This is a genomic window from Breznakia sp. PF5-3, from assembly GCF_029504745.1.
In the GTDB taxonomy this organism is placed as follows: domain Bacteria; phylum Bacillota_I; class Bacilli_A; order Erysipelotrichales; family Erysipelotrichaceae; genus Breznakia.
Genome location: NZ_JAQFIQ010000022.1, coordinates 1 through 17601, shown reverse-complemented (window position 1 = coordinate 17601; position 17601 = coordinate 1). Strand labels below are relative to the sequence as shown.

General features: G+C 32.5%; 13 protein-coding genes. 11 read left to right on the top strand and 2 right to left on the bottom strand.

Going from position 1 to position 17601, the window contains the following annotated elements; translation table 11 throughout:
- The first annotated feature begins 73 nt into the window (after positions 1–73).
- The 5 genes from glgB to M2475_RS06530 all read left to right on the top strand — a co-directional run bounded on the left by glgB (position 74) and on the right by M2475_RS06530 (position 9091).
- Positions 74–1921, top strand: coding sequence for a 1,4-alpha-glucan branching protein GlgB (gene glgB, locus M2475_RS06550; protein WP_277490363.1), 1848 nt, complete (start codon positions 74–76; stop codon positions 1919–1921).
- A gap of 10 nt (positions 1922–1931) precedes the next feature.
- A complete protein-coding gene (locus M2475_RS06545; RefSeq protein ID WP_277490362.1) occupies positions 1932–4337 on the top strand; it encodes a glycogen/starch/alpha-glucan phosphorylase in 2406 nt (801 codons plus the stop codon).
- Positions 4338–4424: 87 nt separating this feature from the next.
- Positions 4425–5924, top strand: a complete 1500-nt coding sequence (locus M2475_RS06540) for a S41 family peptidase (protein WP_277490361.1) — start codon at positions 4425–4427, stop codon at positions 5922–5924.
- Entirely contained in the window at positions 5914–7890 is a 1977-nt protein-coding gene (gene uvrB, locus M2475_RS06535; RefSeq protein WP_277490360.1) for an excinuclease ABC subunit UvrB, read from the top strand. The genes M2475_RS06540 and uvrB overlap by 11 nt, the downstream gene beginning before the upstream one ends.
- A complete protein-coding gene (locus M2475_RS06530) occupies positions 7883–9091 on the top strand; it encodes an MFS transporter (protein WP_277490359.1) in 1209 nt (402 codons plus the stop codon). Before uvrB ends, M2475_RS06530 begins: the two co-directional genes overlap by 8 nt.
- 12 nt (positions 9092–9103) lie before the next feature.
- On the opposite strand, the gene M2475_RS06525 is transcribed toward M2475_RS06530, so the two are convergent.
- Positions 9104–9943, bottom strand: a complete 840-nt coding sequence (locus M2475_RS06525) for a C39 family peptidase (protein WP_277490357.1) — start codon at positions 9941–9943, stop codon at positions 9104–9106.
- Positions 9944–10109: 166 nt separating this feature from the next.
- Here M2475_RS06525 and M2475_RS06520 point away from each other — a divergent pair, with 166 nt between their 5' ends.
- Entirely contained in the window at positions 10110–10799 is a 690-nt protein-coding gene (locus tag M2475_RS06520; RefSeq protein WP_277490356.1) for a response regulator transcription factor, read from the top strand.
- Positions 10789–11877, top strand: coding sequence for a HAMP domain-containing sensor histidine kinase (locus tag M2475_RS06515; protein WP_277490355.1), 1089 nt, complete (start codon positions 10789–10791; stop codon positions 11875–11877). The genes M2475_RS06520 and M2475_RS06515 overlap by 11 nt, the downstream gene beginning before the upstream one ends.
- 16 nt (positions 11878–11893) lie before the next feature.
- Here the strand turns inward: M2475_RS06515 and M2475_RS06510 are convergent, their stop codons facing one another.
- Entirely contained in the window at positions 11894–13819 is a 1926-nt protein-coding gene (locus M2475_RS06510) for a PRD domain-containing protein (RefSeq protein ID WP_277490354.1), read from the bottom strand.
- A gap of 162 nt (positions 13820–13981) precedes the next feature.
- On the opposite strand from M2475_RS06510, the gene M2475_RS06505 reads away from it, so the two are divergent.
- From M2475_RS06505 to M2475_RS06490, 4 genes are all read left to right on the top strand, one after another.
- Positions 13982–14302 (top strand): PTS sugar transporter subunit IIB, encoded by a 321-nt coding sequence (locus M2475_RS06505; protein WP_277490353.1) that lies wholly within the window; start codon positions 13982–13984, stop codon positions 14300–14302.
- A gap of 123 nt (positions 14303–14425) precedes the next feature.
- The gene (locus M2475_RS06500; protein WP_277490352.1) at positions 14426–15679 is read left to right on the top strand and encodes a PTS transporter subunit EIIC; all 1254 of its coding nucleotides are present in this window, start codon (positions 14426–14428) and stop codon (positions 15677–15679) included.
- Positions 15680–15694: 15 nt separating this feature from the next.
- Positions 15695–16036 (top strand): PTS lactose/cellobiose transporter subunit IIA, encoded by a 342-nt coding sequence (locus M2475_RS06495; RefSeq protein ID WP_277490351.1) that lies wholly within the window; start codon positions 15695–15697, stop codon positions 16034–16036.
- 12 nt (positions 16037–16048) lie between these two features.
- Positions 16049–17482, top strand: a complete 1434-nt coding sequence (locus tag M2475_RS06490; RefSeq protein ID WP_277490350.1) for a glycoside hydrolase family 1 protein — start codon at positions 16049–16051, stop codon at positions 17480–17482.
- The last annotated feature ends 119 nt before the right edge of the window (positions 17483–17601 follow it).

Genomic DNA, 17601 nt, shown 5'->3' with positions numbered 1-17601 from the left:
ATCTTTATTTTATATCGATTAAGTTGTATCGAAGATAAGAAAAAGGTAAAATGAATATAACAGGAGGTTTGCTATGAAGAGTAGAGTCATAAATGCATTTTTTGAGGGACAATCTATAGATTCGTATACATCTTTTGGTGCCCATATAGGGTTTGAGCAAACTTCAGGGGTTCGTTTCAGTGTATATGCACCAGCAGCAAAAAGTGTTCGGGTAATTGGAAGTTTTAATGATTGGAATCCAGATAGCCATGTTATGCAGAAAGTGGATAATCGTGGAGTGTGGAGCATTTTTATTGTTGGTGCCAAAGCAGGAGATTATTATAAATATCGTGTTGAGCAAGCGGATGGTGAAGTGGTGGATAAGATGGATCCATATGCATTTTATAGTGAATTGCGACCTAATACAGCATCAATTGTTGTAGATTTAAAATATGAGTGGAGCGATCAAGAATGGATGGATAAACGAACACGTTGTTTTCATTCACCAATGAATATTTATGAAATGCATCTTGGTGCTTGGAAAACGAATGGTGAAGAAGTTACCTATCGTTCAATTTGTGAAGCTTTGATTGCATATATTAAAGAGATGAAGTTTACGCATGTGGAATTTATGCCATTGAGTGAGTATCCTTTTGATGGAAGTTGGGGATATCAAACCAGTGGTTATTTTAGTGCAACATCACGGTATGGATCCATTCAGGATTTGAAATATTTAATAAACGAACTTCATCGAAATAACATTGGTGTAATCTTTGATTTTGTACCAGTTCATTTTGTGATGGACAATTATGCATTACGAAATTTTGATGGAACTCATCTTTATGAATATGAAAAGAAATATGATGCATTTAGTGAATGGGGAACAGCGAACTTTGATCTTCATAAAGAAGAAGTGCGTTCTTTTTTGATGAGTGCAGCTGGATATTGGTTAAGTGAATTTCATGGTGATGGTTTACGGATTGATGCAGTATCGAATATTATTTATTGGCAAGGGAATAAAGATCGTGGAATTAATGAAGGGGCATTAACGTTTATTCGTCGCATGAATTATTTGTTACATAAACATTTGGGTGAGGTAATCTTAATTGCTGAGGATTCTAGTGATTTTGAAAATGTTACTAGCAATATCAATAATCTTGGATTAGGCTTTGATTATAAATGGGATCTAGGGTGGATGAATGATACACTTGAATATTTTAAAATGGATCCTGTTTATCGGCAACATAATCATAATAAAATAAACTTTAGTATGTCTTATTTCTTTAGTGAAAACTTTATTCTGCCTTTCTCTCATGATGAGGTGGTTCATGGAAAAGCTACGATTGTTAACAAGATGTGGGGAAGCTATGAAGAAAAATTTGCACAAGCTCGATTATTGTATACATATATGTATACACATCCTGGTAAAAAGTTAAACTTCATGGGCAATGAAATTGGTCATATGCGTGAGTTTGATGAAGAGCAAGAGAATGATTGGTTCTTGTTGGAGTATCCGATGCATGATTCTTTCAAACGGTTTATGAAAGATTTGAATACGCTTTATACAACCCAACCAGCTCTTTATCAAAATGATTATGATTATCGTTACTTTGAATGGATTGATGCTGATAATACCAATGAAAATTTATTTTCATTTATTCGAAAAAGTGATGATGAAACATTAGTAGTTATATTGAACATGTCACCAAATACATATAAGAATCATTATTTTGGTGTTTTAGAAGATGGATTATATGAAGAAATATTGAATAGTGAAAAAGATATTTACTCAGGTTCTAATATCATAAATTCAAAACCAGTAAAAGCTTTGGAAAAATATGTTGACTATAAACCATATTATATTAAAATTGATGTAGCACCTTTTGCAGGTGTCATTTTGAAGCATGTAAATAAGCATGATAAAAATAAGTATTTTGAATAGGAGAGTAAATATGATTAGAGATTTTACTAAAGAAAATTTCATACGAGAATATGAAGAAAAAATGATTGAGTTATTCGGAATCTCAATAGATACAGCACACATTACTGAACAATATTTGACGTTGGGTGAAGTTATACGTGAGTATATTAGTCTGCACTGGAAGGAAAGTAAAGATGAAAATCGCATGTCCCAAGAAAAACAAGTGTTCTATTTTTCAATGGAATTCTTAATGGGTCGTTTATTTACGAATAATCTTATGAATCTTCAAATATATGATATTGTGAAAGAAGGTTTGGAAGAATTAGGGATTGATATCAATGGCTTAGAAGATTTGGAAACGGATGCAGGATTAGGTAATGGTGGTCTAGGAAGACTAGCTGCTTGTTTCATGGATTCGATTGCTTCTGAAGGGTATATTGGTCATGGAAATTGTATCCGATATGAGTATGGTTTTTTCAAACAGTTAATTGAAGATTACAAGCAAAAAGAAGTACCTGATCTTTGGCTAAAATTAGGAAATGTATGGGAAATAAAGAAACCAAAACATACTGTGCAGGTACATTTCGGTGGTAAAGTACACCAATATGTAAATGAACATGGAAAGATTAAAATTGAACTACGGAATTCACAGGTTGTAAATGCCGTACCTTATGATGTTCCAATTGTTGGGTATAATCGAAAACTTACTAATACATTACGTCTTTGGTCAGCAGAGCCTGCTGAAGAGAGTTTAAATCGTGACCATACACAATATATTAAAGAAGTACGTGAGATTTGTAATAGTTTGTATCCAGATGACTCTACAGAAGAAGGTAAGCTGTTGAGAATTAAACAACAGTATTTCTTTGTTAGTGCTGGAGTTCATTCTATTATTCGTCAACATTTAAAGAATTATCCTAATTTGGACAATTTTTCTGAAAAGGTTGCAATTCAATTGAATGATACGCATCCGGTTTTGGCAATTCCTGAATTGATGAGAATTTTGATGGATGATTATGAATATGCATGGGATCAAGCTTGGGATATTACGATTAATACAATGGCTTATACAAACCATACTGTTTTGTCAGAAGCTTTAGAAAAATGGCCAATAGCTTATATTCAGAAATTGTTACCAAGAGTGTATATGGTTATTCAAGAGATTCAAAATCGATTTGAATATAATTTGCATCATAAATATAATCGTCCAGAAATCTTACCTAATGTATCGATTTTAAAGGAAGGTCAGATTCATATGGCTCATTTAGCAATTGTGGGATCACATAGTGTAAATGGGGTTGCAGCTTTGCATACAAAGATTTTAAAAGAAGAGGTAATGAAAGATTTTTATGATATCATGCCTCATAAATTTAATAATAAGACAAATGGAATTACGCATCGCCGATGGTTGATGTATTCAAATCCACAACTTACAAAGTTATTGGATGATACAATTGGTGAAGGATGGAAAGAAAATCCTAAAGAGCTTAAAAAGCTATTAACATATGCAGATGACATGGGTATTAAAGAGAGTTTCTTGAATGTGAAACAGAAACGAAAAGAAATACTAGCAGCCTATATTAAAAAAACATGTGATGTGGAGATAGATGTTAATTCTATCTTTGATGTTCAAGCTAAACGCTTGCACGCATACAAAAGACAATTATTGAATGTCTTGCATATTATTTATTTATATAATCGAATCAAAGAAAACCCAGAGTATACGATGTATCCAAGAACCTTTATTTTTGCAGCGAAAGCGGCTCCATCCTATGTGTTTGCGAAAAAGGTTATTAAATTGATTAATTGTTTAGCGAATAAAGTAAACAATGATCCAGATGTATCAAAATATATGAAGGTTGTATTCATTCCAAATTATGGAGTGAGTATCGCAGAAATATTGATGAATGCAGCAGATGTCTCAGAACAAATCTCTACTGCTGGTAAGGAAGCAAGTGGTACTGGTAATATGAAGTTTATGATGAATGGGGCATTGACACTTGGTACATTGGATGGTGCAAATGTTGAGATTGTTGAGAAAGTGGGATTTGATAATGCGGAAATCTTTGGTTTACGAGCTGAAGAAGTAGCACAATTAAAATATGAAAATGCATACAATGTATGGGACATATATAACAGTGATCCAGAAATACATAAAGTGATGGATTCCTTGTTAAGTGATGAATTTAGTGGAATAGACCGTGATTTTGCCGCTATCTTTGAAGAGGTTATGAATAAAAACGATGAATATTTAGTATTGAAAGACTTTTGGGCATATCATCAAGCACAACATAATGTGGAAGAGCGTTATAAAAACCGTAGTGAATGGGCAACGATGTGTTTAAAGAATATTGCATGTTCAAGCTATTTCTCTAGTGATCGTACCATTGATGAGTATGTGAAGGACATTTGGTTTTTACCAAAAACCAATTTTTAGTAAAAGATAAATCCTGTAATTATATAAAGATGTTATAGTTTTATAACATCTTTTCTTGTGATACAATAAATAGGCGAGGTTACTATTATGGATGAAAATAAAAAAAAGATTATGGTCGAAAAACATAGATGGCCAGATGAAATAGCAAGAGAAAAGAAAAAAAGAAGAATTGGAATACTTATTGTATTAGCGTGTGTACTTTGTTTCACAGGAGGTTTTTTTGTTGGTGGAAATGTAGGAGGTTCATCTCGTACAACATCTTCTAGAACCCAGAGTTTAAGCGCTGTTGAGTCAGAAAAATTTCAAGAAATTTATGATATTTTAGCGAGTGATTGGTATTTTGGAAAAGATGTAAAGGATTTAGAAAGCTATATTATTGATCATGCAATCAATGGAATTGCGAATGAAAATGATATGGATACACATACAGAATATATGGATGAGAAATCAGCAAGTGCATTGCTTACTTCGCTTTCAGGTTCACTAACAGGAATTGGAATTCAATACTATGAATTGAATGATGCAATTTTAGTAGAAAAGATTTTTATTGATTCACCGGCTGAAAAGGCAGGAATGAAAGAAGGAGATATCATCAAAAAAGTGGATGGTGTCGATATATCAAAAAAAGAAATTAATGATATTAAAGAAATGATCATTGGTGAAGAAGGAACAAAGGTTAGCGTTGAAGTGCAACGAGGGAAAGAAACATTAACCCTTGATATGACAAGAGCAAAGGTTTCCGTAACTGTGTATGGATATGTGAAAGATGGAATAGGAGTATTGGAATTATCTTCTTTTTCAGATGATACAGCAGTTGAAGTAGAACGTTATTTAGAAGCGTTTAAAGAAAAGAAAGTAAAAAATGTAGTGATTGATTTACGTGATAATGGTGGTGGATATGTAACAACAGCAATCTCAATTGCTGGATTGTTCTTGGGACCTAATGAAATTGTGTTATATCAAGAAGATAAAAATGGAGAACTTAGTGAATATGCAACTAAGTCATCAAGTAAACAGTATAAATTTGATAACGTTGGTATTATTATCAATGAAAATACAGCGAGTGCTTCGGAATTATTAACGGCTGCTTTAAAAGAGCATTTAGATGCTAAAGTAGTAGGTACAAAATCATATGGAAAAGGAACGGTACAAAATTCTATTTCTTTTGATGATGGTAGTATTTTCAAGTATACAATTGCAGAATGGTTAACGCCAACGAAAGAAAAAATTCATAAGATTGGTATCAAACCAGATTATGAAGTAAAATTAAATCAAGCGATGAGTTATAAAACATCAGATGATGAAGAGACATATAAAGTAAATCAAGTTGGTGATCCAGTGAAGGATATGCAGGTTTATTTAAGTTTCTTAGGATATGATGTGGATCGTAAAGATGGTTATTTTTCTGAATCTACATTAGCGGCAGTGAAGCGGTTTCAAAAGGATAATGGTCTAACAGAATCAGGAGAAGTTAATGCTAAATTGGTGAGTAGTGCAATTTCTGCAGCATCACGAAAATGGCATGATGAAAAAGATGTTTTGGATACACAGATGAAAAAAGCATTGGAGGTAGTGAGTGGAAAATAAACTATTTGATTTAGTATCAGATTTTAAGCCACAAGGAGATCAAATCAAAGCGATTGCAGAACTTACCAAAGGCTTAGAAGCTGGAAAAAAACAGCAAGTTTTACTTGGTGCCACAGGTACTGGGAAAACGTTTACTGTATCAAATGTAATAGCCAAAGTAAATAAACCTACTTTGGTTTTTGTACATAATAAAACCTTGGCGGGACAATTGTACAGTGAGTTTAAAGAGTTCTTCCCGAATAACCGAGTAGAGTATTTTGTTTCAAATTTTGATTATTATCAACCAGAGGCATATATTCCAAACAGTGACACTTATATCGATAAAACAGCAACGACAAATCAAGAACTTGATATGTTGAGAATGGCTGCAGAAAACAGTGTTTTAGAACGTAGAGATACGATTATTGTAGCGAGTGTAGCATGTATCTATGGGGCTAGTAATCCAGAAACATATCGTAATATGTTTTTTAATCTACGGGTAAATGAGGAAATCGATCGTAAAGAATTACTACAAAAACTAGTTGATCGTCAATATAAACGTAATGATATTGATTTACAGCGTGGTTGTTTTAGAGTTCGTGGAGATAGTATTGAAGTGGCTTTAGGACATACGGATAGTTATATATTACGGATTGAAATGTTTGATAATATGATTGAACGTATTGTTGAGGTGGATCCAGTTACAGGAAAAGTCTTCCATGCCTATCAAGTTTATGTAGTATATCCTGCAAATGGATATGCATCACCAAAAGAACAACTTGAAAGAGCGTGTCTAACAATTGAAGCAGAGTTGAAAGAACGTTTATCATATTTTAGAAGTGAAGATAAATTGTTGGAAGCACAACGTTTGGAACAACGTGCTTTATATGATATTGAAGCGTTAAGAGAGTTCGGTGTTTGTCCAGGTATTGAAAACTATTCACGTCATATTGATGGGCGTTCACCTGGCGAAAGACCATATACATTATTTGATTATTTTCCTGATGATTATTTATTAATCGTAGATGAAAGTCATGTGAGTTTACCACAAGTTCGTGGTATGTATAATGGGGATCGAGCAAGAAAAGAAACATTGGTTAATTTTGGGTTTCGACTTCCTAGTGCATTAGATAATCGTCCAATGAAATTTAATGAATTTGAATCTATGATCAACCAAGCGATTTTTGTATCAGCAACACCAGGGGATTATGAACTTGAAAAAACAAATGGGGAAATTGTAGAGCAAATCATTCGTCCTACAGGATTGCTTGATCCAGAAGTAGAAGTACGGAAAACACATGGGCAAATTGATGATATTGTGGATGAAATTCAAGAGCAGATAAAACGTGGTGAGCGAACGCTAATCACTACGTTAACTGTACGAATGGCTGAAGATCTAACAAGTCATTTAAAGCAACTTGATTTCAAGGTTGCATGGTTGCACCATGAGGTTACAACCATTGAACGTACAGAGATTATTCGTGAATTGAGACAAGGGAAATATGATGTATTAGTAGGGATTAATTTACTTCGTGAAGGATTGGATATTCCAGAGGTTTCATTAATCTGTATTTTAGATGCAGATAAAGAAGGTTTTTTACGTAGTAAACGTTCACTAGTCCAAATTATAGGACGTGCTGCACGTAATAGTAATGGGCATGTTATCATGTATGCTGACAATATGACAGAATCTATGAAATATGCATTAGATGAAACAAAACGACGTCGTGATATTCAAATTGCATATAATAAAGAACATGGTATTACACCAAAAACGATTATTAAACCAATTCATGAAGCATTACACTCTTTAGAAACAAAAGAGATGACTGCGAAATATTTAAGTAAGAAAACCAAAGTATCGAAAAAGGATAAAGATAAAATGTTGGCAAATATTGAAAAAGAAATGAAGGATGCTGCCAAAGTATTAGACTTTGAAAGAGCAGCAGAATTACGGGATATTTTAGTGGAACTTAGAAATGAATAATTATATAAGTGAAAAAAAATTATATCTATTTTTAGCGATTGTTGCGATTGAAAGTCTTGCTGCCAACTTTGCACATCCAATCACACCAACGTTGATAAAAAACTTACAGCTACCCGATTATATGTTTGGGGTAGCTTTTGCAGGCATGGCGTTTACAAATTTCTTGTTTTCACCGTTTTGGGCAAAGATGGTAAATCGGATTAGTAGTAGAAAAACCTTGCTGATTTGTTGTTGTGGATATGGAGTTGGACAGATTATGTTCATGTTGGCACAAGAGCAAGGAACGATTTTGATGGCAAGATTTACTTCAGGTTTTTTTGTTGGAGGTATCATGGTAAGCTTTCTTACTTATGTAATTAATAAAGGAAACCCAGAAATTCGAGGTAAACATTTGGCCTTGAATGCAACTTGTACAACTGTATTTGGTGCTTTTGGATATTTGATTGGTGGTTTTATTGGGGTTATATCAATTCCGTTTACTTTTATGTTACAGGCAGGAACTTTAATTCTTAGTGGAGTTATGTTTTACTTTCTTTTAGAAGATGATAAACAACCACAAAAAGATACTTTTAAATTTGTTAGAGATGCAAATCCATTTAAAGCATTTTCTGATTCAAGACAGTTTATGAATAAACTGTTTGTAATTTTATTTCTTATTGTATTCATTACTTCTCTAGCATCTACTGCCTATGATCAATGTTTTAATTATTATATAAAAGATGCTTTTGATTTTAATTCTAGTTATAATGGAACATTAAAAGCAGTTGTAGGTTTTATTTCTTTATTGGCAAATACAACAATCTGTTTATGGATTTTAAGAAATACAGATGTTAGAAAATCACTTATGTATATTTTCTTAGGTGCTAGTACTTGTTTGTTCATGATTTTCTTATTTGATGATATTTTACCGTTTATTTTAGTGAATATTATATTCTTTGCTTTTAATGCAATGTACATACCACTAGTTCAAGATCTATGTGCTAAAAATAGTAACAATGAGAATAGTAGTATGGTAATGGGATTTTATAATGCAATGAAGAGTTTAGGGATGATTGTAGGTGCATTGTTTGCAGGGTTTATCTATGCACTTGGAGCAAAGTTGTCTTTTCTTTTCGCAGGTATCTTCTTTGGATGTGCACTAGTATTAATGGCCATGTATCGTCGAAAACAAAACGAAAAAGAATTAACACAAAAAAATTGAAGATTTTAATCTTCAATTTTTATTTGCAGTGATTTCCCACAAATTATTAATTTGATAAGCTAATTTTTCATAACTCCATGTCTTTTGAGAACGTTCTTTACTATTGGGGTCATGAAGTTTATAATAGCCATTTTTATCTTTTCCATAGATAATAATAAAGTGACCAGTATTTGTGAAATCACCAGGTCGCATACTGCATATAACTAACCCGCCATTTTCAAGAACTTGGTTAATATATTGTTCATCAAGGGATAAAGGAGAACAGTTTAAACCCAATGCTTTACTTCCTTGGGTGAATAAATCCCATGATGTTCCTATAGAGGGAACATAGAAGCCATTTTGCTCGCTGAATTGGGAGATATAATAAGGTGTATATGTGATATCTTTGGTAAGATGTATTGCAGCCATAGATAGTACGGTTGGTCCACATCCTGTAAAAGCCATCATACTATCACCATAATTTGTATATCCCCATCGTGGATCCCATTGATAGAGTTTAGGGAAGCTTAAAAGATCAATACTTGATAAGTTATCATCAAGCTTATCTTTTTGTTTAAGATATTGTAAAGCAAAATCTAAAGTATCAGGATTGTTTAATAAGAAATCAATAATCTCTGAGGGATATTCATCAAAATGGTCTAGTATATAACCGATATCTGGATATTTTTCCATCATTGATTCTAGTTGACCCTTTTTTGAATCTTTTGGGTATTTTCTACTTATGGATGGACTCGCCTTTGGGTGATTCTCTGTTTTAGGAAGGATAAAAACAGTAAGGATAGCAATTGCAAATATTATCATGTTTAATAATAGCAAGTATATAAATTTTGAAGATATTGTATTCTTCTTCATGGTTGTCACCTCTTTCTCTTCTATTCAACCATGAATAAGCTTTTTGTTTTTTAAGATGAACATAAAAGGGAATTAAGTTTTTCTTAACAGAAATATTAAAATTTAAGAAAAACTTAAGAATTTTAATTACGATTTATGATACGATATGAAAAAGAGGGAGAATACTGTGGCTAAAATTTTAATTGTTGATGATGAGATAGAAATTTTAAATCTATTAGAGTTGTATTTGCGCAATAATCAGCACGAAGTAGAAAAGTTTGATTCACCAGAAGAAGCATTGAAAACAGATTTGGATACTGTTGATTTAGCGATTTTAGATATTATGATGCCCAAAATCAATGGGTTTGATTTGTGTCGTAAGTTTCGTGAGGCTGGTTATACATTTCCTGTTATCATGCTTACAGCAAAGGATGAAGACCAAGATAAGATAAATGGGTTAATGATTGGCGCAGATGATTACATGATTAAACCATTTAATCCATTAGAGGTAATTGCTAGAGTAAATGCGCAATTACGTAGAGCAAATATCAATAAAGTAGATAAAGTAAGCGAAGATCGCTATTATGAGATTCATGGTTTGGAATTGTTTCCAGCTTCTCATCGTTGTTTATTATATGGGAAGGAAGTTATGCTCACAAACTTGGAATTTTCAATTTTAGTTTTGCTTTTTGAAAATCAAGGGAAGGTGTTGAGTAGTGAGAATATTTTTGAATCTGTATGGAAGGAGCGATATTTTGATAATAACAATACAGTGATGGTACATATGCAAAGTATTCGTAAAAAGTTAAATGATACCCAGAAAAAGAAAAAGTTTATTCAAACGATTTGGGGGGTGGGTTATAAAATTGAAAGCTAAATATAGATTATGGAATTCCAAAATACTATTTCGGATGTTTATCGTAGGTTTGGGGTCACTTATTGTGTGCGCAATTGTTGGTATTTTTATAAGAGAGTATCTTGATAATGTAATTAGAACAGAAATAGATGCACCAAAAATTTATTATGATATCTTTTATTTTTTATCTACCTATCAATTACAGGTATATATCCTTGTTTTTCTAGCAGCATTTTTGATTTTTTCAGGTTGGATAATACAACCATCTCTGCAAGAGATTGCAGGGATTGTGAAAGATAATATTCAGTTGGATGACAAACAAGAAGAAATTCATTTGCCTTCTTACCTAAGTGATTTAGAAAAAGAGCTTACCCAAGTTAATAAAGAAATTCAATTATGGAAATATGCAGCAAAGGATGCTGAGCAAAGAAAAGATGATTTGATTGTGTATTTGGCCCATGATATTAGAACACCCCTTGCTTCGGTTTTAGGGTATTTAATTTTACTTGATGAAAATAATGAATTGAGCGATGAGCAACGGCAACGATTTATTAAGATTGCGTTACAGAAATCTGAAAAGATTCAAACATTAGTAGAAGAATTGTTTGAAATAACGAGGTTTAATATTTCACAACTTGAACTTGTAAAACAAGATGTAAACTTGTATATGCTAATTCAACAGATGATAGAAGAGTATCAAGCAAATTTTGAAGCTAAGAATATCAAGGTTGATATTCAGGCAAAGAAATCAACCCATGTTTTTGCAGATGATGAAAAATTAGCTAGAGCCATAGAAAATGTTTTGATGAATGCAATACGTTATACACCGTTTGATGGGGAGATTAATGTTTTGATTGAGGAAGATGAAGAAAAGGCAATGGTGCGTATTGAAAATACAGGAGTAGAGATTAGTGAAAGTGAGTTAGAACGAATTTTTGATAAGTTCTATCGTGGAGATGAGGCAAGACAGACCAAAACAGGAGGTAGTGGGTTAGGTTTGGCTATCGCTAAGAATATTGTTGAATCTCATGGTGGTAAGATTATAGCAAAGAGTCAGAATCAGATAACTTCGTTTATTTTAGAGTTGCCTAAAAAATGAGACCTAAACAAAATGTTTAGGTCTTTTCATATTCAGTGACAATATTTTCTAAAATCAAGTTTTCAAAATCGGTAAAGGTATTACATTCTTTAACTAGTTGAATAACTTTTTCTTTGCTAAACAACTCTACCAATGCTTCGTATAAATCATGGAAAATTCGTTTATCTGCTTTATTGATGGCAACTAGAAGAACAATATTTACGAGTTGATTATTCCAATGGATACCTTTTTTAGAAATGCAAACACTAACACTAGTTTTGAGCGCCTCCATTTTCATAGCATGAGGAATTGCAATGTTTCCAAAGGCTGTGGAAGCAGCATTCTCACGGATGAGTACTTTTTCTTCAAAAGTTTCATCAACGTAGTTTAAATCAAGCATTTTTGATGATAAAACATGAAGGACTTCATGTTTGGTGGATTCGTTTGAATTTGCTAAAAATAATTCAGCAGAGAAAAATTGATGAAATTTACTTTTTAAAATCCAATTTTTACGGTTATTGTATATTTTATTGATTGTATCATAGATTTGTACTTTATCTACTTGTTGAAGAAATGGTGGAATAAAGATAACATCTTGAACAATTTTCTTTTGTAAACGAACAGTTGTAATACACATGCTAAAAGAGTATTTATCTAAATCTTCTTCGCTTGTAATCGTTTTTATAATATCAATTTGATTTCCAAATTCAATTAATAATTGATTATATATTTGGGTGCTGATCTTCATGTATTCAGGACATAATAAAATACATTTTACTTTTTCATCATTGGTCTTTTGGCGTTCAATTTCAGCACCGATATGTAGAGCTAAAAAGGTAACCTCATCCTCATTGATATGGATATTATAGTGATCCATTAATTCAATAGATATATAAATTGCGATATCGTATACCGTAGGACAGGAAGTTTTTATACTTTGTGTCATCGGATTTTTTGTAAAGGCTCCGTTTTTTGCTCGCAGGATAAGGTTTTTCAGATGTAGTGTAAAGGGGGTTAGGAAATTCTCGTTTCCTAAATTGATATAATAATATTCATTTACTTTTTCAATAATATCATTCGCTAAATGAATGATATCAGATCCAACAATTTTTCGTAGTGTATCTTGACTTGACGGCAATGAATAATTAGCATTGGTTTTGAAAAGCATATATATTTCATATTGTTCACTTTTATTAAATTTAATATCAAATTCTTTTTCTAATAAAGCACATAATTCAAAGACTAAAGAATGTTCGTTTTCATCTTCAATAACAAAGTCAGCATTTTTTTGATTAACGATATTCCCTTCTTTGATTCGATCAATGATAATCACAATATGCAAAAGTAAGTTTATGTTTGCGAAATCATTGATATAGTAATTATATTTGTTGAATGTTTTAGTGATGACATTGTTTATTTTATCAATTGGCATATCTTGGAAACTATCTTTAATAATATCTGCATTCATGAATTTATTATTAGTTTCTTCATAAATAACATAACTTACAAGTTTACGTTTGTTTTTTTCGCTTCCAATAATTTTTAATGTATCATTTTCGCAAACGAATTCAATATGAAAGTTAGAAAACGCTTTGTTCATTTTGGCGATATCTGCTTTTAGTGTGGAATAACTTACATAAAGACTTTCACACAGTTCATAAAGATCTAAATGTGATGTGTGTGCAACAAGAATTTGTTTCACAATATAAAAAGCTCTTTCTTCACTGGTTTGTGGAATCTGGGTATCTTGATGGTCTAATAACTTTAGAGCGATACTTTTGTGAATGGTATAACCTGTGTTGGAAGATAAAATTATTTTTTCGTTTGCTTGAATATTTAATGTGTTTACATAGTTTTTTATTGAACGGACTGAAACACCAAGGGCATTGGATAATTCTTTGCTTGTTGTCGGTCGCGTTTGCTCACACAAATAGTTTATTAATTCAATGTGTTTTTTCTTCATAATAATAAACCCCTAATTATAATGTGTTCTTTTCTTCTATTATAGTGGAAGAAAGAAAGACTGACAATTTAACTTTTGCACTACCCCGTGCAAAAGTTAAGTTGATGAGGATGAAAAAAACGAAGATAATGAAATCATAAGAAAACCAAAGGAGGTGAACGAGTGGAGACTAAAAAAATATTGTTGTGCTGTGGAGCAGGGATGTCGAGTGGTTTTTTGGCTCAAAAAACTAGACAAGCAGCAAAAAAAGAAGGTATTTCAGTTTCGGTAGAAGCACGGAGTATTGCTGATATAGCAAGTTATATGAGCTCTATCGATGTATTAATGATTGGACCACATTATGGAAATGAATTGGAAAAGTTTGAAAATATGGCTTCGCCCTATAATGTGCCAGTAGTGGTAATTCCACAGGTTGTATATTCACAACTAAGAGGCGATGAGCTACTTAAGTTAGCATTGGAAACAATTAATGATGCAAAATAAAAGAGTTAAGTGGTCAGACTTAACTCAACTGAAAGAAATTAATGTGTATATCTTTCTACTATATTATACATGAAATAAACGTAGAAAAGCAAAATTTATGTTCAAATAAATAAGGAGAATTATATGAAAAAATTTATGGATTGGTTAGCAAATTCATTTGCACCAAAAATGAACGAAATATGTGGACGTCCTTGGATTTCTGCGGTATCAAGTTCAATGCAAAAGGTTATTCCGTTTATCTTAACGGGATCATTGATTTATTTTTATAACGTATTTAGATCTTATATACCAGCATTACCAGATTTAGGACCAATTGCTGATTACAGTTTTGGTATCATATCATTAACACTTGCATTTGTTGTTGGACAACAAGTAATGGAAAAATTAGGGAAACCTTTCTATACGACAAATTGTGGATTGGTTGCAATTGCAGTATTCTTAATGTTTGTAATGCCAACAACAGATGAAGCATATAACTTTATTATTCCTGGTGGAAGATTAGGAGCAACAGGAATTGCAGCAGGATTGATTGCAGGGTTATTTACATCAATTATATTTAACTTGTGGTCAAAATTAAAATTCTTAGATAGTTCAACATCAATTCCAGATTTTGTTTCTGGATGGATAAATTATATTATACCTACAGTATTGTGTTTAGGAATTTCAATGATTATTACAGTACATTTAGAAATTGATATTTTTGAAGCGATTTTATCCGTGTTTAGTCCACTAGCAGATTTTGGTCAAACATTACCGGGTTTTGTATTATTGTGTTTTATCCCAGTTGTTTTATATTCAATGGGAGTTTCTTCTTGGCTGTTTGGAGCTGTTGCAACACCAATTTATTTAGCTGGTATTCAAGCAAACATTGATGCTGTAGCAGCAGGTGGAATAGCAACGAATATCGCAACTAGTGAAACCGTGTTTACAGCAGCATTAATCACCATGGGGGGTATGGGAGCAACCTTAGGACTTAATATCTTAATGATGTTCTCGAAATCAAAAAATTTAAAGACTATGGGTAGAATCTTCATTGGTCCATCTATTTTCAATATTAATGAGCCAATTATGTTTGGTGCCCCAGTTGTGTTTAATCCAATATTGATGTTACCAATGTGGATCAATGGAATTGTAGGTCCAACCATTGTATACCTTGTTATGAGTTTGGGATGGTTAAATATACCAGCTACTTTAAATCAAGTAGGACAAGTACCAGTACCAATTTCAACGGTGATGATTACACAAGATTTTAGAGGAATTATATGGGCTGTTGTATTGTTTGTAATTTATCTGTTTATTTGGTATCCATTCTTCAAGGTGTATGAAAAAGAATGTTTAGAGAAAGAAAGAGTTGAAGCGTTAGCAGATAAGGAATAGAAAGGATAATTTTATATGTCTGATTTTATTAATGAAAATGAATTGGTTGAAGTTGCAATGCAAATAATACTTCATGCAGGTGATGCCAGACTTAAAATAGAAAAAGCTTTGGATGAAGTGAAAGAGTTTAACTTTATGAAAGCAAAAGAAGTATTGATAGAAGCAGAGGAATGTATAAGACAAGCTCATGTTGCACAAACACAAATCATTCAAAATGAAACAAGTGGGAAGACATATGAAGCGAGCTTATTATTTAACCATGCTCAAGATACATTAATGACTATAATGTCAGAAGAGAAAATTGCCAAGCAAATGGTAGAAGTTGCTGAGGTATTGTATAAAGAATTTAAAAATTAGGAGGTAAGAGAAATGGAACAATTTCCAAAAGATTTTCTATGGGGCGCTGCTACAAGTGCATATCAAGTAGAAGGTGCTGCATTAGAGGACGGTAAAGGCCTCTCACAACAAGATGTAATAAATAAAGAAAGATCAGATCGATATGGATTCGCTGATGCTAGTGTAGCAAGTGATCACTATCATAAATATAAAGAAGATATTGCATTGTTTAAAGAAATGGGATTTACTAGTTATCGCTTTTCAATTGCATGGGCTAGAATCTTTCCAGACGGTGTAGGAGAAGTGAATGAGCAAGGGATACAATTTTATCGCAATCTCATTCAGGAATGTAAAGCAAATGGAATTGAACCACTAGTAACGTTATATCACTATGATTTGCCGATGGCTTTAGTTGATAAATATGGTGGTTGGATTTCTAGAGATGTTGTTGCGGATTTTGAATATTTTGCGAAATATGTAATCAATGAATTTAAAGATGATGTGAAGTATTGGATTACAATTAATGAGCAAAGTATCATTGTTCAATATTGGACGCAAAAGTGTTATATCACAGAAGAACAAGCTAAAAACAATCAATTGCGTTATCAAATAAATCACCACATGAACTTAGCGCAAGCATTAGCAGTGAAATGGGTGCATGAACTTGTTCCAGGTGGTGTAGCAGGTCCTGCATTAGGATATGCTCCTGTATATCCGCTTACGTGTAAGCCAGAGGATATGATGGCAGCATTGAATGCACATGATTTAAAGAATTCATATTATTTAGATATATATTTTAAAGGTTACTATAATGTAGCAGCAGCTACATACTTAGAAAAGGCAGGACTAGCTCCTACCATTGAAGATGGTGACATGGAGCTTATTGCGGCAAATCTATCGGATTTCTTTGCTATCAATTACTACAATAGTGATTGTGCAAAGGCATGCCCAGAAAAAGCAGAGCGAAGATGGGCAGGTTATAACCTTACAGGTAAAAAAGGTGAAATGGAGGGGTATGAAACACATCCAGGATTCTATCAGATTTGTAAGAACCCACATCTAGATACAACCGATTGGGATTGGGCGATTGATCCAATAGGGTTAGAATATGTATACCGTGATTTATATACAAGATATAAAGTTCCATTTATGATTACAGAAAATGGAATGGGAGCACATGATGAATTAACAGCTGATGGAAAAATTCATGATGATTATCGTATTGACTATTTGAGAGAGCATATTAAAGCAACAAAAAGAGCAATGGATTTAGGTGTTGAAATTGTTGGATATATGCCTTGGTCAGCACTTGATTTACTCTCTACGAGCAATGGTTATAAAAAACGATATGGATTGATTTATGTGGATAGAACGGATGAAGATCCTAAAGAATGTAAACGAATTCGTAAAGATTCCTTTAATTGGTATAAAAAGGTTATTGGTTCGAATGGTACAGATTTAGATTAAGAAGACAAACTATTAGATGTCAACAGCTAAATAAAATTAACTATAATCTATCAAAAAAGTGCAATTGTCTTGCTTCAGAGGTGAATCCTCTATAAAAATCTTGTTGCTAGTGCTTGAAA

Coding starts and splice junctions, on each gene's coding strand:
- glgB (WP_277490363.1), top strand. CDS start 74: ATGAAGAGTAGAGTCATAAATGCATTTTTTGAGGGACAATCTATAGAT.
- M2475_RS06545 (WP_277490362.1), top strand. CDS start 1,932: ATGATTAGAGATTTTACTAAAGAAAATTTCATACGAGAATATGAAGAA.
- M2475_RS06540 (WP_277490361.1), top strand. CDS start 4,425: ATGGATGAAAATAAAAAAAAGATTATGGTCGAAAAACATAGATGGCCA.
- M2475_RS06530 (WP_277490359.1), top strand. CDS start 7,883: ATGAATAATTATATAAGTGAAAAAAAATTATATCTATTTTTAGCGATT.
- M2475_RS06525 (WP_277490357.1), bottom strand. CDS start 9,943: ATGAAGAAGAATACAATATCTTCAAAATTTATATACTTGCTATTATTA.
- M2475_RS06510 (WP_277490354.1), bottom strand. CDS start 13,819: ATGAAGAAAAAACACATTGAATTAATAAACTATTTGTGTGAGCAAACG.
- M2475_RS06500 (WP_277490352.1), top strand. CDS start 14,426: ATGAAAAAATTTATGGATTGGTTAGCAAATTCATTTGCACCAAAAATG.
- M2475_RS06495 (WP_277490351.1), top strand. CDS start 15,695: ATGTCTGATTTTATTAATGAAAATGAATTGGTTGAAGTTGCAATGCAA.
- M2475_RS06490 (WP_277490350.1), top strand. CDS start 16,049: ATGGAACAATTTCCAAAAGATTTTCTATGGGGCGCTGCTACAAGTGCA.